Below are 20,334 nucleotides of genomic sequence, written 5' to 3'. Positions count from 1 at the left end.
GATTTAGAAATGACAGCACGTACACAATGTAATAGCCTTCAAGTAGCTACACCGCTTTACCGTTTTATTGAAGATCAAGTTTTGCCTGGCACAGGAATTAAAAGCGCGGACTTTTGGAAAGGTTTTGACGAGATCGTTAAAGATCTGAGCCCAAAGAATGAAGCATTACTAGCTAAGCGTGATCGCTTGCAATTGGATTTGGATAAATGGCATCAAGCCAATCCTGGCCCAATCAAAGATATGCCTACTTACCGCAAGTACTTGAAAGAAATTGGTTACATCGACGATGTGCCTGCCAAAGTTTTGGCTACTACTCAGAATGTGGATGACGAATTGGCTCTTCAAGCCGGTCCTCAACTGGTTGTTCCAGTGCTCAATGCGCGCTATGCCTTAAATGCTGCAAATGCACGTTGGGGCTCTTTGTATGATGCCCTGTACGGCACAGATGTTATCTCTGAAGAAGGTGGCGCTACCAAGGCGGGAGCCTACAACCCGATTCGTGGTGCCAAGGTAGTTGCCTACGCACGCCAGTTTTTAGATCAAGCTGCTCCTTTGGCCAAAGCCTCTCACACCGATGTAGTTGCGTATGCCGTTGTGGATAAAAAACTGTCCGTGAAATTAAAAGACGGCAGCACAACAGGTTTGACTGATGAGAAACAGTTTGTTGGTTACCAAGGCGATGCCTCTGCACCATCATCTGTTTTATTGCGTAATCATGGCATTCATATTGATATTCAAATTGATAAGACAAAAACCATTGGTGCTTCTGATTTAGCGGGCGTAAATGATGTGGTGCTTGAAGCTGCACTCTCAACCATTTTGGACCTAGAAGACTCAGTAGCAGTGGTTGACGGCGATGACAAAGTGCTTGCTTATGAGAATTGGTTGGGTATTCTTAAGGGCACATTGGTTGAAGAAGTTAGTAAAGGCGGCAAGACTTTTACCCGTACACTCAATCCAGATCGCAAATACACAGCCGGTATTGGCGCTGTCAATCCGAAAGATGGCGTTGTCACTTTGAATGGCCGATCACTCTTGTTTTTGCGTAACGTTGGTCACTTGATGACTAACCCCGCCATTATTACTGGTGAAGGTAAGGAAATCTACGAAGGCATCTTAGACGCAGTCGTGACTGTGTTGATTGCTTTGTATGACATTAATCGCCCAGCGACTCAGGCTATTGGTAATACACGTAAAGGCTCGGTCTATATCGTTAAGCCAAAAATGCACAGCGCTGAAGAAGTGGCATTTGCTGGCGAACTCTTTGGCCGGGTCGAGAAATTACTTGGCTTGCCTGAGAACACAGTCAAATTAGGCATCATGGACGAAGAACGCCGTATGAGCGTCAACATTAAAGCTGCCATTGCTGCAGCTAGTGCTCGTGTTGCCTTTATTAATACTGGATTCTTAGACCGTACCGGTGATGAGATGCATACCGGGATGTATGGCGGCGCCATGGTTCGTAAAGGTAGGATGAAGATTGCTAAATGGTTTGGAGCTTACGAGCGCCGCAACGTATTGGCAGGCTTAGATTGTGGCCTACGTGGTCGCGCACAAATTGGTAAAGGTATGTGGCCTGCGCCAGATCTCATGAAAGAAATGGTTGAGCAAAAAGCCGCACACCCTCAGGCTGGAGCCAATACTGCTTGGGTGCCATCGCCTACTGCTGCCACCTTGCATGCGATTCACTATCATCAGGTCGATGTAGCAAAGATCCAAGAGGATATGGAGAAGCAGGACACTGCAGCCGAGTATGAGGCCTTAACTGATGATCTCTTGACTGTGCCAATTGCGCTATTTCCTGATTGGACTAAAGAGGAAATTCGCGAAGCCCTCAATAATAATTGCCAAGGTATTTTGGGTTATGTTGTGCGCTGGATTGACCAAGGCGTTGGTTGCTCTAAGGTGCCTGATATTTACAATGTGGGCTTAATGGAAGATCGTGCAACATTGCGGATTTCTAGTCAGCACATTGCTAACTGGTTACTGCATAAGTATGTAAGCAAAGCCGAAGTAGAGGAAGCTATGCAACGAATGGCCACTATCGTGGATAGTCAAAATGCTGGCGATCCCTTGTATAAGCCAATGATGCCAAACTATCAGGATTCAGATGCTTTTCAAGCTGCAAGCGATCTGATCTTTAAGGGTCTTGAGCAGCCAAACGGGTATACCGAACCATTGCTGCATGCTTGGCGTTTGAAGGTCAAGCAGGCGCAAGCAAAGTAATCTGAAGTGAGAAGCAAATTAGAATGGATTTGTCGAAAGGCAAGTCCATTTTTCTTTGGTAAGATCCCTCCCGAATTCTCTTGAACTTCCAACCACCCTATGCTCAATCTGTTAAACCTCTTCTCCAGACTATCTAATAGTCGCGGCCAAGAGCTGGGCTTTCAACTCAACGATGGGGGTAGGGAGCTTGCGGGTTTTAAAGGTGGGGCTGGTGACTGTGTAGTTCGAGCAATTGCGATTGCTGCGCAATTGCCTTATTTGCAGGTCTACGAAGATCTTCGTGCTGCCAATGCAGCTTATGCCGACCAACGAAACGACAAGTTGGCTAGGCGTCTCAACGCTAAGGGCGCTTCACCGCGTAACGGCAATCATCGCAATGTGTTTCATGACTACATTGTGGGTCATGGCTTTGATTGGGTGCCTACTATGCAGGTTGGCGCTGGCTGTAAAGTGCATTTACTAGCCAATGAGTTGCCCCCGGGTAGATTAATTGTGAAGGTTTCTAAGCACCTGACGGCTGTTATTAATGGCGTTATTCAAGATACCCATAACCCATCTCGGAGTGGGTCACGCTGTGTCTATGGTTACTACATTCAGCGCTAGAGATACTTAAAAGAAAAAGCCTCCAAAGGAATGGAGGCTTACCACTTAAAAAACGACCAAAAATGGCCTAAAACAGAGCTAAATCAGCAATAAATTACCAATTTCCACTAGTTCTACGTGATTTCTGCTCCATTACTTTAGCTTCGCTAAAAGCGTCTGCTAATAGGACAAAAATGTCTTTAATTGCTATTAAAGGCTTGATGCTAATAGCAGGGGCCTATTGAAATCGCACCGATTTTGAGTGTTCACTGGTGAACTCTTGGTGGGTTAACCCTAGAGATATACTGGATGATTGTTGTTGGACATAACACCAATAAAGTCCCGCCCTTGCAAGGCAATGCCCCAATTTAGCAAGGCTAGACAAGTTTCGAGCCCCTAGGTTGATAATGATGTATCCCCAATTTCATATAAAGAAACCATTGACCGAGCATCAAATGCCAGGCGGCAAAAAGGAACACTTTTTCTTACTCTCCTTAGCTGGAATTCAGTTCACTCATATCCTAGATTTCATGATCATGATGCCTTTGGGTCCAGAATTTATTCGTGAGCTCAACATCAATACCCATGAGTTCGGCCTACTACTTTCTTCTTACACTTTCGCCGCTGCACTTGCCGGTGTATTTGCTACCTACTTTGTAGATCGCTTTGAGAGGCGGGTGCTGCTTCTGAGTTTGTATGCCTGTTTCATTATTGCCACCTTAGTCTGTGGTTTAGCCCCAGACTACCATTCCCTTTTTATTGCTCGGGCATTTGCAGGTGCATTTGGCGGTATTCTGAGCTCACTAGTTCAAACCATCGTTGCGGACTCGATTCCGTTTGAGCGCAGAGGCAAAGCTTTGGGTACAGTGATGTCTGCTTTCTCGGTATCGACAGTGGCGGGGGTCCCCCTCAGTCTATTGTTAGCTAACAACATTCCATACTTAGGTTGGCGTGCGCCATTCTTTTTTATTGCCTTGATTTCTACTCTCATTTTGTATTTGGGTTATCGCAATATTCCCAGGATCTCTGGTCACTTACAGCACACTCACGAGGGAAGTCGCCTTAGTCAAATCTGGAATATCTTTGTCGCTCACCAGCATCTACGCGCATTCTTTTTCATGGCGCTCATTATGCTAACTGGATTTTCTGTCATTCCCTATATTGCCCTCTATCTCACCTCGAACGTAGGCGTTGAAAACTCCTATATTTCTTTGATTTATCTTTGCGGTGGTATTGCTACGCTAATGAGCTCTCGTCTGATTGGTCATATGGCTGATCGTTATGGCAAGACTAGAGTATTTAGAGTGCTTGCAGTAATTAGTCTAGTTCCATTGCTAGTGACGACTAATCTGATACCGGTACCGCTTTGGGTGGTATTGATTAACTCCACTGCATTTTTCGTCTTGATCTCCGGGCGCATGATTCCGGCGATGGCAATTGCCAGTCAAATGGTGGAGGCGAAAATTCGGGGTACCTTTATGAGCTTGGTAGGCTCAGTGCAAATGTTAGCATCGGGCCTTGCCTCAGTGCTTGCTGGTATGGTGGTGACTATTGGTACAGATGGAAAAATGGAGCACTACAACCTGGTTGGTTATGGGGCGGCCCTATGTGGCTTGCTTACTTTCTGCTTGGTGGGCTATATTCACACTGATAAACAAGCGCAGTAAACCGAATTTATTTAAAGAGAAAGATTGTGATGATTTCATTTAAGAGGCCAGATGGCACTTCAGTAGAGGCCTATTTAATTGAGCCGGCCAATCCAACAAATGCTCCTGGCGTAGTGGTGATTCAGGAGTGGTGGGGTCTTGATGATGAGATTAAGAATGTTGCCAATCGCTTAGCTAAAGCAGGATATCGCACCTTGGTTCCCGATCTGTACCGCGGCAAGCTCGCTCTGGCAGCAAATGAAGCAGAGCACCTCATGAATGATCTGAATTTTGGTGATGCCGCCAGCCAAGATATTCGTGGCGCTGTTCAGTACCTCAAGGCAACAGGCAGCACTAAAGTTGCCGTCACCGGTTTTTGTATGGGTGGGGCGCTCACAGTACTTTCAGCCGGCCTAGTTCCGGAATGTGATGGAACCGTGGTTTGGTATGGTTACCCGCCACTCGAGTATGTTGATGCACCGGCTATTAAAAAGCCGATGTTAGCTCACTGGGCTTTGCATGACGAATTTTTTTCTATTGCTGGTGTAGATCAGTTGGAAGAGAAGCTAAAAGCAGCAGGAGCCACGTATGATTTTCAGCGCTACGATGCTAAGCATGCATTCGCGAATCCAAAGTCAGATGCTAGGGGCTTGCCACCATTGCAATACAACCCGGCTGCTGCTGATTTGGCCTGGGAGCGTACGATGACTTTCTTAAAAACTCAGCTCACTCCATAAGTACCTTACATACAGATTTACTTTATGCATCTTTTTTCCGAAAACCTCGCTGTTGAACTTTCCTCTTATTACCGTAATCTCGCCTTAGGGCATGGGGTGATTCCTAAGGTTTTTACTTTAGTTAATGGAGAGGGGAGCCAATACCTCTTTTTTATTGATGACTTGCGCATGAACGCGGATGAAGAAAATCAATTTTTGGCGTATATCGTGCAGGAGCATGAGGCAGTTTGCTACGCTAGAGGTACTCTGGTCATCTTAGACAAGTCTCAGCAGTTGATTGAATTTGCCGTGATTGATCAAGACGATCATGAAGCCATTGTTTGCTCTGCTCAATTAACTCGGGATATGGACGATAAGCCGGTTGGGTTAACGGAGTTTGAAAAGATCTTAGCTCCCAAAAAGACAATCTTCTTCAGTGGACTCTTTGAGCCGATTGAGCTATCCCAAGATAGGGCGGAAGAGTTCGAAGGTCTTTGGGATGAAATGAAGCCCAAGATTTTGCATCGCTCTATGGGGCTTTAGTTCTTCGATATGACGAATCACACTGAGAAAGAAGTTCGAATCAATTTAGCTGCAGCCTATCGCCTCGCTGCATTGAAGGGGTGGGATGATGGTATTTATACCCATATTTCAGCTTCTATTCCTAATGAAGAGGGCGCTTATCTAATCAATCAATTTGGTTTGCGCTTTGACGAAGTGTCTCCAGAAAATTTGGTCAAGGTGAATGTCCAAGGAGAAATTCTCTCAGGCATAGGGCCAGTAAATAAATCGGGTTTTGCCATTCATGGAGCGGTACATGCGGCCAGACCAGATGCGGCATGTGTGCTACATCTTCATGTTGATTCCATCATTGCTGTCTCAGCACAAAAGCAAGGTCTACTACCGCTATCGCAGCATGCCTTGCGTTTCTATAGTGATATTGAACGGCATCACTATCAAGGGCTAGCCTTATCAGCATCTGAGCAATTGGGGCTCATATCAGCTCTTGGAGATAAAAAGGCTTTATTGTTAGAAAATCACGGTAGCATCATCTGTGGAGTCAGTATTCAGCAGGCATTTTATTTAATGGACGTATTAGATAAGGCCTGCAAGATTCAACTATTGGCAGGTAAGGTGGAGGAGTTGATAGTTCCTGATCCGGTAATTTGTAGAATGACTTATGAGCAACTATGCAGTGATGGTGATGAGGAAGGTCAGATAGAGTGGCCGGCTTATCTAGGTTTATTAAAAAAATAGTGAAAAGGAAATATCTATGCCATTAATTCAAGTTCAGATATTTGAGGGCCGTAGCGATGAGGTCAAGCGTGAGTACGCCAAGGCAATTACGGAGGCGGCTGTCAAAATTATGGGATGCAGCGCTGAATCAGTGGATGTTATTTATCGAGATGTTAAGAAATCAGATTGGGCGACTGCTGGCAAGTTATGGAGTGATTAATGCCTGCGTATGAGGGGGCGCTCGATCTAGAAGCCAAAACGGGGCTTGCATTTAAGAGAGATGCCCCCATATAGGCTTTATGTGTTTTTGTGTAGAAACGGCCAGTTTTCTCTATATTGGCCCTGTATTATCAGGCGCAGAGCGCTGTTAGACCTTGTTTGGTGCCCAGGAAGGGACTCGAACCCCCACAACCTTACGATCGCCAGCACCTGAAGCTGGTGCGTCTACCAATTTCGCCACCTGGGCATGCCGTTATTATAAAGGCATGTGCCCTCTGGCCCACCTCTTAACTCGTTTTAGCCTTTCACCCTTCAGACTTGATGGTTTGATACAGTAGGCTAATTCAGAATTTTTATTGAAATATAAGGCATGTATTGCCAAAGGAATTAAATGCGTAAAGCAAAAAACTTGGTGCCACGAGAGGCTGACCGCTTAGGTACAGTCCAGGGTCACCGAGATGGATTCGGATTTGTTATCCCAGATGATGGCGGTGAAGATATTTTTCTTTCTGAAAGAGAAATGTCCCGTGTCATGCACGCAGACAGGGTCAATGTCAGAGTATTGGGAACAGATCGGCGCGGTCGCCCAGAGGGTCAGATCGTCGATGTCATTTTGCACGCCAATAAAGTAGTCATTGGGCGTCTCTTGAATGAGAATGGTGTTTTGATTGTTGCGCCAGAAGACAAGCGCATTGGCCACGATATTTTGATTCCACCAAAAGGCCAAGGTAACGCTAAATTAGGTCAGGTAGTCAGCGTGGAGATCATTGACTATCCAGATAGCTACCGTCAAGCCGTTGGTCGTGTTGTCGAGGTGCTAGGTGAAATCGATGATCCGGGTATGGAAATCGAAATCGCTGTCCGTAAATATGGCGTGCCTCACGAATTTTCAGTAGCTGCAAAAAAAGAAGCGGAGGCCTTGCCTGATGCTGTTCAGCAGTCTGATTTAGAAGGTCGCGTGGATTTGCGCGATGTTCCTTTGGTCACGATCGACGGTGCCGATGCTCGTGACTTTGATGATGCGGTGTATTGCGAACCGGTGATGCACGGCAAGAGCAAGGCTTGGCGCCTGATTGTCGCGATTGCTGACGTATCTCATTATGTAAAGCCAGGACATCCTTTGGATGACGAAGGGCTGCTGCGTGCGACTTCAGTGTATTTCCCAAGAAGGGTAATACCGATGCTGCCAGAGAAGATCTCTAACGGTCTTTGCTCCCTCAACCCTGGGGTTGATCGCTTGTGCATGGTGTGTGATTCTGTAGTCGACAACAATGGTGTGGTGTTGGCTTACCAGTTCTACCCTGCAGTGATGCATTCTGCACAGCGCTTTACATATGACACGGTGTGGGAGATTCTTTCTAACAGTAAAGGTCCTGAAGCGACACGCTTTGGGCAGCTCAGACCTCTGCTAACTAACCTCTATTCCCTGTATAAGATTTTGCTAGACGCACGTCAAAAACGTGGCGCTATCGAGTTTGAAACAACTGAAACCCAAATCATCAGCAATGAGCTGGGTAAGATCTTGCGCATTGAACCCCGTCTACGTAATGACGCACACCGCTTGATCGAAGAGTGCATGTTGACAGCAAACGTCTGTGCGGCAGATTTCATTGATAAAAATAAGCATCTCAGTCTTTACCGCGTACACGGTGAACCTTCCGAAGAGAAGTTGGTCACTTTGCGCCAAGTTTTACGTACCTCTGGCTTGTCATTGGGAGGCGGTGAAAAGCCGAAACCAAAAGACTATGCCAAGCTGATGCGCGAAATTAAAGAGCGTCCCGATGCCAACATGCTGCAGTCGGTTGTTTTGCGTTCTATGCAGCAGGCAATGTACCAGCCTGATAACGAGGGCCACTTTGGTCTTGCGTATCCTGCGTACTCACATTTCACAAGCCCAATTCGTCGCTATCCTGATCTACTTACCCATCGCGTCATTAAAGCAATTCTCACTAAGAAACCTTACACGCCAGTATTGCCGCCAACGATTCCCTTAAATCTCACTTTGCCACGCAAGGGTAAGGGTCGTGAAAATGCTGTGAATGCCAAGAAGTCTCATAGCGATGCAAAAGAGGCTGCAGCTAATGGCACATGTTTACCTAAATTGCCTAAGGGCGCTAATGCGGCAATGCCTATTTGGGGTCAACTGGGTGTGCATTGCTCATCGAATGAGCGCCGTGCGGATGAGGCATCTCGTGATGTAGAAGCTTGGCTCAAGTGCTACTACATGCGCGATCATTTAGGTCAAGAATATGCTGGCACTGTCACTAGTGTAGCTACATTTGGTTTATTCATACAACTGGAAAACCTCTTTGTTGAGGGCATGATCCATGTAACTGAGTTGGGTGGTGATTACTTCCAATACGATGAAGCCCGTCAAGAATTGCGTGGCGAGAGAACTGGTATTCGTTATCGCTTGGGTGATCGGGTGCACGTATTAGTCAGTCGAGTAGACTTAGATGCGCGTAAAATTGAATTTAGTTTGGTGAAATCGGTTGGCTTAGAGCCGGGTGGCACCACCAATCGTCGCCAAATCGTATTGGCTAGCGATACCGGTAGACCCAATAAAAAAGCTGCGCCTAAAAAAGGTCGCCCTGGTAGCAAGGAACCGCAGAAGCATTCTGGTGTAAATGTAAATGCCGCTAAATCTGCTGGTAATCTTGGTGCAAATCAATCCAAGAATCAAGCTGGACGAACCGCAAGTAAAGTTGCGAAGTCTGGGAAGCCCACAAGACCTGCTGGCAAACCGGCAGGTACAAAACCACCTGTTCGCAGCACTAAAGCGCGCCGTAAATAAGTATCAATATCAGATCGAGATAAGTAAAGATGAAGCAAATATTAGTTGGTTTTCATGCAGTACAAGCGCGCTTACGAGTGGACGCAGCAAGTCTGAAGTCAGTATATTTTGATCCTAGTCGGCGTGATCGTCGTATGGGTGATTTTCTTAAGCAGGCTGAAGAAATTCTAGGTGAAAGACTGCATGCCGCCGATGCAGAGCGCCTTCACAAACTCGCAGGTCATGATCGCCATCAAGGCGTGGTGGCTCTGGCAGAGAAGATGACCATTGCTCGTACCATTACTGAAGTAGTTGAGGATGCGGAAAGCAATCAAAGTAAGGTAATGTTCTTAGTCTTAGATGGCGTAACCGATCCCCATAACTTTGGTGCATGCTTGCGTGTCGCTGATGGTGCGGGTGTGGATGCTGTAGTTATTCCTAAAGATCGTTCAGCCTCAATTAATGCCACTGTGAGTAAAGTGTCGAGCGGCGCTTCTGAGGTAATGCCTGTGATTACCGTTACCAATCTGGTTCGAAGTATGAAAGAAATGCAAGAAGCGGGCGTTTGGCTAATCGGTACTGATGATGAAGCTGAAAAATCGATCTACGACTTAGATCTGACTGGTCCCATCGGCATCGTTATGGGCGCAGAGGGTGAGGGCATGCGCCGCTTAACTCGTGAGACTTGTGATGAGTTGGTACGTATTCCGATGAAGGGTGTCGTAGAGAGTCTGAACGTATCCGTTGCTAGTGGCGTCTGTTTGTACGAAGCGTTGAGGCAGCGTTTATCCAAAGAGCCTAAATAGTCAACTGCTTTACAAATTGCTCTAGTTCGGCTGGCGGTAGAGCACCACTAACACGGTGCACTTCTTTACCACCCTTAAATCCCGTCAGAGTTGGTATTGATCGGATATTCCATTGCGATCCGAGTGCTTGCTCTGCCTCGGTATTAACTTTCACAAACAAAATTTGATTTGCATGGGCAATGGCACTTCCCTGAAAAATGGGCTCGAACATTTTGCAGGGTCCGCACCATGGTGCCCAAAAATCGACTATCACTGGCATGACAGATTGAGTTACGAGTTCGCTAAAGTTAGCCGCTGTGGCGTTAATCGGAAGCGATAGGAGTTCTTGTTGGCAGGCTCCGCAAATAGGCGTTTGATTGAGCTTTTCAGTAGGAACACGATTTCCTTTATTGCAATGCGGACAATGAATAATCATCTTGACTCCTTAATCTGGCAATTTACAGAATTAGTGACTTAAGAGCGCTTCGAGTTTCTCGGTATCAATGCAGAAATTCCTAATCCCTTCGGCTAGTTTTTCAGTGGCCATTGCATCATCATTTAACTGCAATCTAAAGTTTGGCTCATCTAGCTTCAGTGCTAGGATATTTTCGCTTGCAAGCTCGCTAGCTGCATTACTGGCATTCAGTTTTTTCTCAACCGCTGCCGAACTGTTCTGAAGATCACCTAATAGCTCTGGGCTGATAGTCAATAAGTCACATCCGGCTAGCTCTAATATTTGACTGATATTACGGAAGCTAGCCCCCATGATTTCGGTATTGATTCCGAAGTGCTTGTAATAGTGGAAGATACGCTTGACGGAGGTAACGCCTGGATCATTTGCTCCGCCATTATTTTCATCACTCCAATTACTGCCAAGTTTCGTTTTATGCCAATCGGTAATGCGCCCTACAAAAGGGGAAATCAATTTCGCATTGACTGCACCGCAAGCCGCCGCTTGTACCAAAGAGAAGAGCAGCGTCATGTTGCAATGAATGCCTTCAGCCTCTAAAACTCTCGCTGCCTCAATTCCTTCCCATGTACCAGCTAACTTAATTAAGACACGTTTACGGTCGATCTCGTGCGATTCATACAGTGAGATGAGGTGCTTAGCCTTCTTAATCGTTGCCAGAGTATCAAAGGAGAGGCGGGCATCAACTTCAGTCGAAACCCTACCTGGGACGATCTTCAAAATCTCCAGACCAAAGGCTACCAGGATGTGGTCGACTAAATCGACGGGCTTGATGCCAGGGTGCGCTGATTTAACTTGATTTACCAAGGCCTGGTAGTTGGCTTGCTGGGCAGCCTTCAGGATGAGGGAGGGGTTAGTGGTAGCGTCTTGCGGTTGATATTCCCGCATACGCTCAAAGTCGCCTGTATCGGCCACGACCGTAGTAAATTGTTTGAGTTGGCTCAGTGCGCTTGCAGGTGATGTCATGGCTATTGGCAATACTCTCGATGAATTAATCAGGTGATATAGATTGAATATCATATGATAGATGGATAAATAAGGCTGTTCCAGTTCAGATAAGGATATCGGGCAAGATCATGAATCAAGATCAACTAAAGCAATTGGTGGGTGAAGCAGCTCGGGATGAGGTTTTAAAGCTACCCGCAGGCCAGATCTTGGGTATCGGGACAGGCTCTACCGCCAATTACTTTATTGATGCCTTAGCGCCCCACAAGGATCATTTCGCTGGTACGGTGTCTAGTTCTAATGCCACGACTGAGCGCCTGTTAAAACACGGTTTTAAGGTCTTAGATCCCAATGAGGTGGATCGTCTACCTGCTTATGTGGACGGCGCCGATGAAATAGATCCTGCTGGTCATATGATCAAGGGCGGCGGCGGCGCTTTGACCCGTGAAAAGATTATTGCCTCCATGGCCAAGCAATTTATCTGCATCTGTGATGCCTCAAAACAGGTTCCGGTATTGGGGAACTTTGCATTGCCTGTGGAAATCATTCCCTTATCAAAAGGTATTGTTACTCAAGAGCTAGCTAAGTTGGGCGGTGCAGTCACACTCAGAATGAGCAAAGAGACTCGTGAAGACTTAGGTCAGACCCCAAGTCAGCCTTTTGTGACGGATAACGGCGGCTGGATTTTGGATATCGCTGGTTTAAAGATCGCTAACCCCATCGCTCTTGAGTCGCAAATCAATCAAATCGCTGGCGTAATCACTGTTGGCTTATTTGCAAAAGAGAAGGCGGATGTTTTGCTGGTGAGCAATACCTCTGGCGTGAGCAGAATCACTTTCTAATTAAAAAACCCGACGGGGCAGCAAGCTGTTCCATCGGGTTTGTTTGCCATGACGATTCATGGCGCAGGCAAAGGGAAGAATTGATGTTCCCGATGCCCATAAGCACATAGATATGCTTACAAGTAGTGGCTTTCGCCAATGTAGCCGATCACACAAACTGACTGACTACGATTTCATCCTATGCTTCTGAATTTAACTCGTCAAGAGATATTCAAAAAGAATTATTCAGCTGGCGGTACATAGCCCTGAGCCATGTCTGCACCACCTTCAAAGAAGTATTTTTCAACTTGCTTGAGGAGGTACTGACGAGCACGAGGGTCCGCCATGTTCAGGCGATTCTCATTAATAAGCATGGTTTGGTGTTTCAACCAAGCGGCCCATGCCTCTTTAGAGACTTGATTCCAAACTTTCTTACCGAGGTCGCCAGGTAGTGGTGCGAAGTCCATGCCTTCAGCTTCTTTATTCAGTTTGATGCATTGAACCATTCGTGCCATTTGTGTTGCCTTTCAAATACGGTGTGCTAAAGAAAAAATATAAAAATAACTTATTAAAGATCTTTGGTTAAGACCATGGATTTACGATCCCAGTTGTAAATTTGCTTTCTTTCTTCTGGAAGATCATCTACCGAGGCGCGCTTAAAGCCGCGCTTCAAAAACCAATGTTCTGTTCTAGTCGTCAAAACGAAAAGCTTCTTGATGCCTTCCCGTTTTGCTCGCATTTCAACGCGCTTGAGCAAACGCTCTCCATCGCCTGAACCTTGAACATCCGGATCAACTGCGAGACAAGCTAGTTCACCTACGCCATTCGGAAATGGGAAGAGGGCTGCGCATCCAAAGAGAACCCGGTCATGCTCAATCACAGAGAAGCGCTGAATATCACGCTCAATAACGTCCTGACCCCGCGCAGCCAAAATACCTTCATCTTCGAGCGGGCTGGTGAGCTGCAGAATGCCACCAACGTCATCCTGATTGGCTTCACGTAAATTCTCAATATCGGATGAGGCTAGCATCATGCCAATACCATCATGGGTAAAGAGCTCTTCCAGGAGGGCGCCATCTCGGTTGCATGGCAAGAAGTGCACGCGACTGACGCCAGCACGAATAGCCCTGCCAGAAATATTCAACAAACTCTTCATGCCTATATCGAGTTCTGGATGTTGGGATACGTATTCTTGAAGCTGGGGCATTGAGAGTTCGGTGATGAAGTCATCTTCCTCATCTTTCAAACCGGTATAGGGGCTTAAGAAAATTAATTTATCCGCTTTGAGTGCCACAGCAGTAGATGCAGCTACATCTTCAAAGGCGAGATTAAATGCTTGACCAGTTGGCGAGAATCCCAAAGGCGAGAGCAGTACGATCTTATTGCTATCAAGTGAGAGCTTGATGGAGGTAGAGTCCACCTTACGTACCAAGCCAGTATGAATGTAATCAATTCCCTCAACTACGCCTACAGGCATTGCTGTAATAAAGTTGCCTGAGATAACCGAAATTCGTGAGCCTGCCATCGGAGTGTTGGGCAAGCCCCGACTAAATGCTGCTTCGATATCGAGGCGTAGTTCACCAGCAGCTTCTTTGACGCACTCTAGGGCAGCTGCATCGGTAATCCGGTAGCTATGCATTGCACTTTGGCCAAACTGACTCTTGATATTGCGAAGCATGAGTTGCTCTTCAATTTGAGGGCGGATGCCGTGAACCAAAACAATCCGCATACCCATGGCGTGCAGCATGGCGATATCTTCAATCAGATTTTCTAGGCCAATTTCTTGAGCTAGTTCACCAGCAAAGGCAATGACAAAGGTCTTCTCGCGGAAGCTATGGATATAGGGCGCAACATCACGCAGCCATCCTACAAAAGGAAAGTTAGAGCTGGATTCTTCGGCATTTGAGCCGGGATTCGGTGCATTTGTTGGCATAGTGAGAAAATTATAGGGTGCAAGAGCCCATAAACCAACAAAAACCCAAAGCGAGCCCTGAGACTGTGCCTGCTTCCAACACCCTTCGACGGCTGGAGATTCAATTTCCAGAGGAGTTGCCGGTATCAGGCCAGCGTCAAATCATCAAGGATGCTTTGAGCTCCCATCAGGTCGTCATTGTGTGTGGAGAGACTGGATCAGGCAAAACAACCCAATTACCCAAAATCTGTTTAGATCTTGGCAGGGGCACTATGAACGGTGGTCGCCTCATTGGACACACGCAACCTCGCCGTATCGCTGCGACAGCCACTGCAAAGCGCATCGCCCAGGAGTTGGGCACTCCCATTGGTCAAGACGTGGGCTACCAAGTGCGCTTTGCTGATAAGACCAGTCAGGGCGCTTCAATCAAGTTGATGACCGATGGCATCTTGCTGGCAGAAACGCAGCGAGACCCTCAGCTTCGTGCCTACGACACTCTCATTATTGATGAGGCTCATGAGCGCAGCCTCAATATTGATTTTCTATTGGGTTATCTGCGACAGTTGCTACCCAAGCGCCCAGACCTCAAGTTGATTATTACTTCGGCGACTATTGATGCAAAGCGTTTTTCAGATCATTTCGCATTAAATGGCAAGTCTGCTCCGGTAATTGAGGTGAGTGGGCGACTTTTCCCGGTCGAGCAACGTTATGAACCACTAGAGCCTGACGTTAAGCCTGACGGAAAAAAAGAGTCCAAAGAGGCCAAGGAGCTTTCGGACGCAGTCACAGAAGCAATTGCAAAAGTATGGCGTGAAGTTGTGTCTGGTGCAGGAGATGTACTGGTCTTCCTGCCCGGAGAGCGGGAGATTCGGGATTGTGCTGAAGCTCTCAGAAAAGACCATGTTCTCCAGCAACGCTTTCATCCGGAGATTTTGAGTCTTTTTGCTCGGCAATCGGTTGCGGAACAAGAGCGCGTATTCAACCCCGGCAATGGCCGCCGTATTATTTTGACGACTAACGTTGCCGAGACCTCATTAACAGTTCCCAATATTCGATATGTGGTCGATAGTGGCCTGGCACGTGTCAAACGCTACTCCTACCGTAACAAAGTAGAGCAACTTCAGATTGAGTCAATTTCTCAGGCGGCTGCTAATCAGAGGGCAGGTCGTTGTGGCCGCGTGTCAGATGGTATTTGCATTCGTCTCTACAGCGAGCAAGATTATTTAAGTCGTCCCAAATTTACTGATCCAGAAATCCTGCGTAGCTCATTAGCGGCGGTCTTGCTTCGCATGAGTTCTCTACGTTTACCTCGCATTCAAGAATTTCCATTTATTGATAAACCTTTGGGTCGCGCGATTGCTGACGGTGTACAGCTCCTAGATGAGTTAGGCGCTATTGCCTATGACGAGGTCACCATCAATAACGATACGGATAGCAACAGCAGATTCAAGTTGACCCCTATTGGTAAGCAGTTAGCGGATCTGCCATTAGATCCTCGGATTGGTCGAATGCTGTTAGCGGCCAAGGAGCACAACGCATTGCGTGAGGTCACTATCATCGCCTCCGCTTTGGCTACACAAGATCCACGTGATCGACCTATGGATCAAGCAGCTGCCGCTGACCAAGCGCATTTGCAGTTTGCGGATGAGCGTTCCGAGTTTCTAAGTTTCGTTAAGCTTTGGGATTGGCATCAAGATGCCTTGAAGCACAAGCACAGTAATCGACAATTAGAGAATCTCTGCCGTAGTAAGTTTTTGTCACCAAGACGTCTGCGTGAATGGCGCGATGTTCATGGTCAACTGCATACGATGTTGGCCGAAAAGGGCTGGAAAGAAAATCCATCCGCCGCTACTTACGAACAAGTTCATCTTTCGCTATTAACTGGCCTCTTGGGCTATGTGGCCAAAAAAGAAGAGGATGAAAAATCTCAGGAGCGTGGCAGTAAGACGGGTAGTTATATTGGTGCACGCGGTATTCGTCCCTTTATATGGCCGGGTTCAACGATTGGCAAAAAAGCTGGAGCTTGGATTTTGGCTGGCGAACTTCAAGAAACCAATCGCATGTACGCTCGCACAATTGCAAAAATCGAGCCCGGGTGGGTTGAGAAGGTTGCAACCCACCGCCTGATTAAATCCTTGAGTGAGCCATTCTGGGATAGTCGTCAAGGAGAGGTTATGGCCTTTGAGCGCGGAACTTTATATGGTCTGCCGATTTATCACGGTCGTCGCGTACGTTATGAGCCCCATAACCCAAAAGATGCGCGCAGTTTATTTATTACCCAGGCATTAGTTCAAGAAGAGATGTTTGGCCGTATGGATAGCCCGGCATTAATGCGGGAGACCGAAGCTGATGCTAGAAAAAAGTATCCCGGGACTTTTGAATTCTTTTGGCATAACCGTAGATTGATTAAAGAGATTGAGGCACTCGAGCATCGTTCACGACGCCCCGATGTGTTGGTGGATGATGATCTCCTTTTTGCTTTTTATGATTCACGCATTCCTGAGGATGTTCTGAGCAGGGAGGGCATGAAAGCCTGGTTGCTAAAGACCTTAGCGAGTAAAGACATTGCTGAGGAGGGTGCTGACAGCCTTTTGCGCCTGGCCAAAGCAGATTTAATGCGCCATGAGGCAGCTGGAATTACGGTAGATCGCTATCCTAAAAAGATGATGGTTGGTGGCAGCGAACTAAGTTTGACTTACCACTTTGAACCTGGCAGCCCCAAAGATGGAGTAACACTGGTAGTGCCTTTGACTCTATTAAATCAGGTTGATGGTCGTCGATGTGATTGGCTAGTTCCAGGCATGTGTGAAGAAAAAATTGGGTTATTACTTAAATCACTTCCTCAGAAATTGCGTCGCCACTGCGTGCCACTACCCGAGTATGCAAAATCCTATTTAGAGCGGATGTTATCAAGCAAGCAGTTTGGGGTAGGTGACTTTTTAGATAGTCTCATTACCGATATTCGTAAAGAACGTGGCTTAGAAATTAAACGGACTGATTTCAGACCAGAATCTTTGCCTTTACATTCTTCAATGAATTTCCGCCTAGTTGATGAGCACGGCCGCCAATTGGAGTTGGAACGTAATTTATCCCGCTTGCGTGCTGAATATGGAGAGACTGCCCGCACAGCCTTCCAAGCCATAGCGCAGCAAGCAGTCCATGAAGAGCTCGGTGTGCTTGCTCAGGTGAGTAACGCCGCCCCTATTAGTAAAGCCAATCAAAGTACTAATGCATCTTCAGTAAAAACGGTTGAGCAGGGTGGTTATCGAAGCTGGGACTTTGGTGAGCTACCTGAGACTCTAGAAATTCAGAAAGGTAATAGCGTCTTATTTGGCTATCCAGCTTTAGTCGATCGTATCGAAGCATGTGATCTTGAAGTATTCGATGATTTGCTAGAAGCTAGAAAACATCATTGGCGGGGATTGTGCAGATTATTCGCGCTATCGAATAAAGACACACTCAAGGCGTTGCAAAAACAACTCCCTGGAATTAGGGAGCTTGGATTGCTGTTTATCAATATTGGATCTGTTGATAGCTTAATTGAGCAAATTCTGAATCTTGCTTTGGAGCGGGCATTTATGAGTGATCCATTGCCCGTGAATGCCGAGCAATTTGCAGAGCGTTTACAAGCAGGTAAGCCCCGTTTGGCTCTGATCGCGCAGGAGATTGCAAAGCATGCCTTGGCGGCATTGCAGGCTTATGCAGATCTACAAAAGAAGTTATCTCAAGCAAAGGCTGCCTCAGCTAATGCCCATGCAGATATTCAGAATCAAGTCCAAGGCCTCATATCCCCTAAATTTGTTTCAGATACGCCATACAGCCAGTTAGTGCATTTCCCTCGCTATCTCAAAGCTATTGCCATGCGAATTGATAAATTACGCGCTAATCCAATCCGGGATTCACAGTGCCAAAAAGATTGGGAGTCGGTTGCCAGGCCATGGCAAAAACTCGTTCAGGCTGGCCAAGGCTCTGCGTCACATGCTTTTGGTGAGGATCAGGCTTTAGCGGATTTTCGCTGGCAGCTGGAGGAATTGAGGGTGGCGTTATATGCCCAGGAGCTAAAGACCCCAAGCCCAATGTCCTTAAAGCGCCTAGAAAAGGTCTTGGCTAGCTTTCGATAGATCAAATGATTCTGCTTAAAGGCCTACGCCAGATGAATCAATTGCTTACAATATAAATCATGCATACCTATATTAGTAAAGCCAAATTTGTCAGTATTTCAACCCTTACTGTATTTGTCCTGACTGGGCTTTTAAATGCTGTCTATGCTCAAGGTTCAAACTCATCTGAGTCCAAGGCGGAGCCCAAGTTAGCGGTAGTCTTGAATTCTGGTGAAGCTACCGTCAGTCTGATTGATATGCCCAACCGCAAAGTGATTAAGACTGTGCCGGTTGGAAAAGAGCCTCATCACTTGATGATGGCCCCTGACCAAAAGACTTTGCTGATTGCCAATGCCGCGGGCAATGATGTTGCGTTGATGAATCCCACCACTGGTGAGTTAACTGGCAAGATATCAGACATCATTGATCCATATCAAATTGGTTATTCGCCAAATCATAAGTGGTTTATTGCAAACGGTAATCGCTTGGATAGGGTAGATGTCTATCGCGCGCAAGGTGCGGATCTCAAGCTGGCTAAAGCAATTAAGCTGGGTAAGACACCAAGTCATGTCGCATTCACGGCAGATAGCAAGATCGCCTTTATTACTTTGCAAGACTCCAATGAACTTGCGGCAATTGATTTGGATACCCAGACTGTCATATGGAAAATCACCACGGGTAAGGTGCCAGCAGGAGTCTGGATGACGCCTGGTGATCAATACTTGTTAATTGGTATTACTGGTGAGGACTATGTTCAAGTCGTTGATTGGAAAACCCGTAAAGAGGTAAAGCGAATCTTGACTGGAAAGGGCGCTCACAACTTCCGTCCCTTAGGTGATAAAAAGCATGTGTTTGTAACCAATCGTATTGCGTCAAGTATCAGCATGATTAATATGCAGACTCTGGAAAAGATAGGCGATATTACTGGTCTGCCGGCAGGCCCCGATGATATGGAAATTACACCTGATGGAAAAACTATATGGGTCACACTCCGTTTTTCTAAAAAGGTGGGAGTGATTGACATACCTTCGATGAAGCTGGTCTCAGTAATTCCTGTTGGTAGATCCCCTCACGGTGTTTTCTTCACTCCGCGTGCTAGCTGGGAATAGCCCAATTAGATGTATTTGAATGCGACCCTCGTTCGACTGACGGCATTCATCGTTCTGGCGGCATGCTCCTTGCTGGGTATTGCACAAGAGGCGAATTGTAAAAAAACGGTTTACCTAACTTTTGATACTGGCAATATGTCTGTAGCGCAAACGATTGCCGACATTTTAAATCGTCAGAATGTGAAAGCTACTTTTTTTCTAGCGAATGAAAAAACTAGCCGTGGTGATTTTTCTTTAGATGATTCTTGGAAATCATATTGGCAAGATCGGGTGCGTGAAGGTCATCACTTTGGTAGTCATACCTATGACCATGTGTACTTTGTGAAGGACGGCCCAAGCGGAGAAATCTTTGCAAAGCCACAATTCGGCCCAAAGGCTGGTGTAGCAACTCTGTACAGCGAAGCAGCTTATTGCCGAGAAATCCGTCGAGTGGATGAGCGCTTCAAAGAGTTAACCGGCGCCAGTATTCAAAAAATCTGGCGAGCTCCTGGTGGAAAAACATCCCCCCGTTCGAGCAGGATGGGTGATCAATGTGCTTACCAGCATGTTGGCTGGAATCCTGCGGGATTTTTGGGGGATGAGTTGAGTTCAGAGACGCATCCTAACAAAGCGCTGCTGGATAAGGCTAGTAGCCAGCTTCAGGATGGCGATATCGCTATGGCGCATTTGGGTATTTGGTCACGTAAGGATCCCTGGGCTCCAGCAGTTTTAGAGCAACTGATTCTGAATTTGAAGGCTCGGGGGTTTTGTTTTGCAACCCTGCCAAAACGGGATAAATAAGTCACAATTGAGAAT

General features: G+C 46.6%; 17 protein-coding genes and 1 tRNA gene. 13 read left to right on the top strand and 5 right to left on the bottom strand.

What is annotated here, in order from left to right:
* Window positions 1–9 precede the first annotated feature (9 nt).
* The 7 genes from C2747_RS06110 (at window position 10) to C2747_RS06080 (ending at window position 6,626) form a co-directional block, all read left to right on the top strand.
* On the top strand, window positions 10–2,226 hold the full coding sequence (locus tag C2747_RS06110) for a malate synthase G (protein WP_215330740.1): 2,217 nt from the start codon (window positions 10–12) through the stop codon (window positions 2,224–2,226).
* Window positions 2,227–2,325: 99 nt separating this feature from the next.
* Window positions 2,326–2,829: a hypothetical protein gene (locus C2747_RS06105; RefSeq protein WP_215330739.1), complete on the top strand. Its 504-nt coding sequence runs from the start codon at window positions 2,326–2,328 to the stop codon at window positions 2,827–2,829.
* A 434-nt stretch (window positions 2,830–3,263) separates the two neighbouring features.
* On the top strand, window positions 3,264–4,475 hold the full coding sequence (locus tag C2747_RS06100; RefSeq protein ID WP_215330738.1) for an MFS transporter: 1,212 nt from the start codon (window positions 3,264–3,266) through the stop codon (window positions 4,473–4,475).
* A 29-nt stretch (window positions 4,476–4,504) separates the two neighbouring features.
* Window positions 4,505–5,191: a dienelactone hydrolase family protein gene (locus C2747_RS06095; protein WP_215330737.1), complete on the top strand. Its 687-nt coding sequence runs from the start codon at window positions 4,505–4,507 to the stop codon at window positions 5,189–5,191.
* Window positions 5,192–5,215: 24 nt separating this feature from the next.
* Window positions 5,216–5,713, top strand: coding sequence for a hypothetical protein (locus C2747_RS06090; protein ID WP_215330736.1), 498 nt, complete (start codon window positions 5,216–5,218; stop codon window positions 5,711–5,713).
* A gap of 9 nt (window positions 5,714–5,722) precedes the next feature.
* On the top strand, window positions 5,723–6,427 hold the full coding sequence (locus C2747_RS06085; RefSeq protein WP_215330735.1) for a class II aldolase/adducin family protein: 705 nt from the start codon (window positions 5,723–5,725) through the stop codon (window positions 6,425–6,427).
* Window positions 6,428–6,443: 16 nt separating this feature from the next.
* Window positions 6,444–6,626 (top strand): 4-oxalocrotonate tautomerase, encoded by a 183-nt coding sequence (locus C2747_RS06080; RefSeq protein WP_215304222.1) that lies wholly within the window; start codon window positions 6,444–6,446, stop codon window positions 6,624–6,626.
* Between the two features lie 159 nt (window positions 6,627–6,785).
* Here the strand turns inward: C2747_RS06080 and C2747_RS06075 are convergent.
* Window positions 6,786–6,872 (bottom strand) — tRNA-Leu (locus C2747_RS06075).
* A gap of 144 nt (window positions 6,873–7,016) precedes the next feature.
* On the opposite strand from C2747_RS06075, the gene rnr reads away from it, so the two are divergent.
* A complete protein-coding gene (rnr, locus tag C2747_RS06070; RefSeq protein WP_215330734.1) occupies window positions 7,017–9,419 on the top strand; it encodes a ribonuclease R in 2,403 nt (800 codons plus the stop codon).
* A 29-nt stretch (window positions 9,420–9,448) separates the two neighbouring features.
* A complete protein-coding gene (gene rlmB / locus C2747_RS06065) occupies window positions 9,449–10,204 on the top strand; it encodes a 23S rRNA (guanosine(2251)-2'-O)-methyltransferase RlmB (RefSeq protein ID WP_215304220.1) in 756 nt (251 codons plus the stop codon).
* Here the strand turns inward: rlmB and trxC are convergent.
* Both trxC and tal read right to left on the bottom strand, forming a co-directional pair.
* On the bottom strand, window positions 10,197–10,619 hold the full coding sequence (gene trxC, locus C2747_RS06060; protein ID WP_215330733.1) for a thioredoxin TrxC: 423 nt from the start codon (window positions 10,617–10,619) through the stop codon (window positions 10,197–10,199). The two genes, rlmB and trxC, sit on opposite strands and share 8 nt — an antisense overlap.
* A gap of 30 nt (window positions 10,620–10,649) precedes the next feature.
* Window positions 10,650–11,618, bottom strand: coding sequence for a transaldolase (gene tal, locus C2747_RS06055; protein WP_215330732.1), 969 nt, complete (start codon window positions 11,616–11,618; stop codon window positions 10,650–10,652).
* A gap of 110 nt (window positions 11,619–11,728) precedes the next feature.
* Here tal and rpiA point away from each other — a divergent pair, with 110 nt between their 5' ends.
* Window positions 11,729–12,439, top strand: a complete 711-nt coding sequence (rpiA, locus tag C2747_RS06050) for a ribose-5-phosphate isomerase RpiA (protein WP_215330731.1) — start codon at window positions 11,729–11,731, stop codon at window positions 12,437–12,439.
* 221 nt (window positions 12,440–12,660) lie between these two features.
* Here rpiA and C2747_RS06045 read toward each other — a convergent pair whose 3' ends face one another.
* Both C2747_RS06045 and argA read right to left on the bottom strand, forming a co-directional pair.
* Entirely contained in the window at window positions 12,661–12,933 is a 273-nt protein-coding gene (locus C2747_RS06045; RefSeq protein WP_215304216.1) for an oxidative damage protection protein, read from the bottom strand.
* 53 nt (window positions 12,934–12,986) lie between these two features.
* On the bottom strand, window positions 12,987–14,351 hold the full coding sequence (gene argA, locus C2747_RS06040; RefSeq protein WP_215330730.1) for an amino-acid N-acetyltransferase: 1,365 nt from the start codon (window positions 14,349–14,351) through the stop codon (window positions 12,987–12,989).
* Window positions 14,352–14,368: 17 nt separating this feature from the next.
* Between argA and hrpA the strand changes: the two genes are divergently transcribed.
* The 3 genes from hrpA to C2747_RS06025 are packed head-to-tail and all read left to right on the top strand — an operon-like array spanning window position 14,369 to window position 20,319.
* Complete coding sequence (hrpA, locus tag C2747_RS06035) at window positions 14,369–18,451, top strand: ATP-dependent RNA helicase HrpA (RefSeq protein ID WP_433915489.1); 4,083 nt, start codon at window positions 14,369–14,371, stop codon at window positions 18,449–18,451.
* 59 nt (window positions 18,452–18,510) lie between these two features.
* A complete protein-coding gene (locus C2747_RS06030) occupies window positions 18,511–19,539 on the top strand; it encodes a YVTN family beta-propeller repeat protein (protein ID WP_215330729.1) in 1,029 nt (342 codons plus the stop codon).
* Window positions 19,540–19,554: 15 nt separating this feature from the next.
* On the top strand, window positions 19,555–20,319 hold the full coding sequence (locus C2747_RS06025) for a polysaccharide deacetylase family protein (protein ID WP_251374705.1): 765 nt from the start codon (window positions 19,555–19,557) through the stop codon (window positions 20,317–20,319).
* Window positions 20,320–20,334 lie beyond the last annotated feature (15 nt).

This window comes from Polynucleobacter corsicus (assembly GCF_018688255.1).
GTDB lineage: Bacteria > Pseudomonadota > Gammaproteobacteria > Burkholderiales > Burkholderiaceae > Polynucleobacter > Polynucleobacter corsicus.
This window is presented reverse-complemented; position numbering and strand designations above follow the sequence as displayed.

Coding starts and splice junctions, on each gene's coding strand:
- C2747_RS06110 (WP_215330740.1), top strand. CDS start 10: ATGACAGCACGTACACAATGTAATAGCCTTCAAGTAGCTACACCGCTT.
- C2747_RS06105 (WP_215330739.1), top strand. CDS start 2,326: ATGCTCAATCTGTTAAACCTCTTCTCCAGACTATCTAATAGTCGCGGC.
- C2747_RS06100 (WP_215330738.1), top strand. CDS start 3,264: ATGCCAGGCGGCAAAAAGGAACACTTTTTCTTACTCTCCTTAGCTGGA.
- C2747_RS06095 (WP_215330737.1), top strand. CDS start 4,505: ATGATTTCATTTAAGAGGCCAGATGGCACTTCAGTAGAGGCCTATTTA.
- C2747_RS06090 (WP_215330736.1), top strand. CDS start 5,216: ATGCATCTTTTTTCCGAAAACCTCGCTGTTGAACTTTCCTCTTATTAC.
- C2747_RS06085 (WP_215330735.1), top strand. CDS start 5,723: ATGACGAATCACACTGAGAAAGAAGTTCGAATCAATTTAGCTGCAGCC.
- C2747_RS06080 (WP_215304222.1), top strand. CDS start 6,444: ATGCCATTAATTCAAGTTCAGATATTTGAGGGCCGTAGCGATGAGGTC.
- rnr (WP_215330734.1), top strand. CDS start 7,017: ATGCGTAAAGCAAAAAACTTGGTGCCACGAGAGGCTGACCGCTTAGGT.
- rlmB (WP_215304220.1), top strand. CDS start 9,449: ATGAAGCAAATATTAGTTGGTTTTCATGCAGTACAAGCGCGCTTACGA.
- trxC (WP_215330733.1), bottom strand. CDS start 10,619: ATGATTATTCATTGTCCGCATTGCAATAAAGGAAATCGTGTTCCTACT.
- tal (WP_215330732.1), bottom strand. CDS start 11,618: ATGACATCACCTGCAAGCGCACTGAGCCAACTCAAACAATTTACTACG.
- rpiA (WP_215330731.1), top strand. CDS start 11,729: ATGAATCAAGATCAACTAAAGCAATTGGTGGGTGAAGCAGCTCGGGAT.
- C2747_RS06045 (WP_215304216.1), bottom strand. CDS start 12,933: ATGGCACGAATGGTTCAATGCATCAAACTGAATAAAGAAGCTGAAGGC.
- argA (WP_215330730.1), bottom strand. CDS start 14,351: ATGCCAACAAATGCACCGAATCCCGGCTCAAATGCCGAAGAATCCAGC.
- C2747_RS06030 (WP_215330729.1), top strand. CDS start 18,511: ATGCATACCTATATTAGTAAAGCCAAATTTGTCAGTATTTCAACCCTT.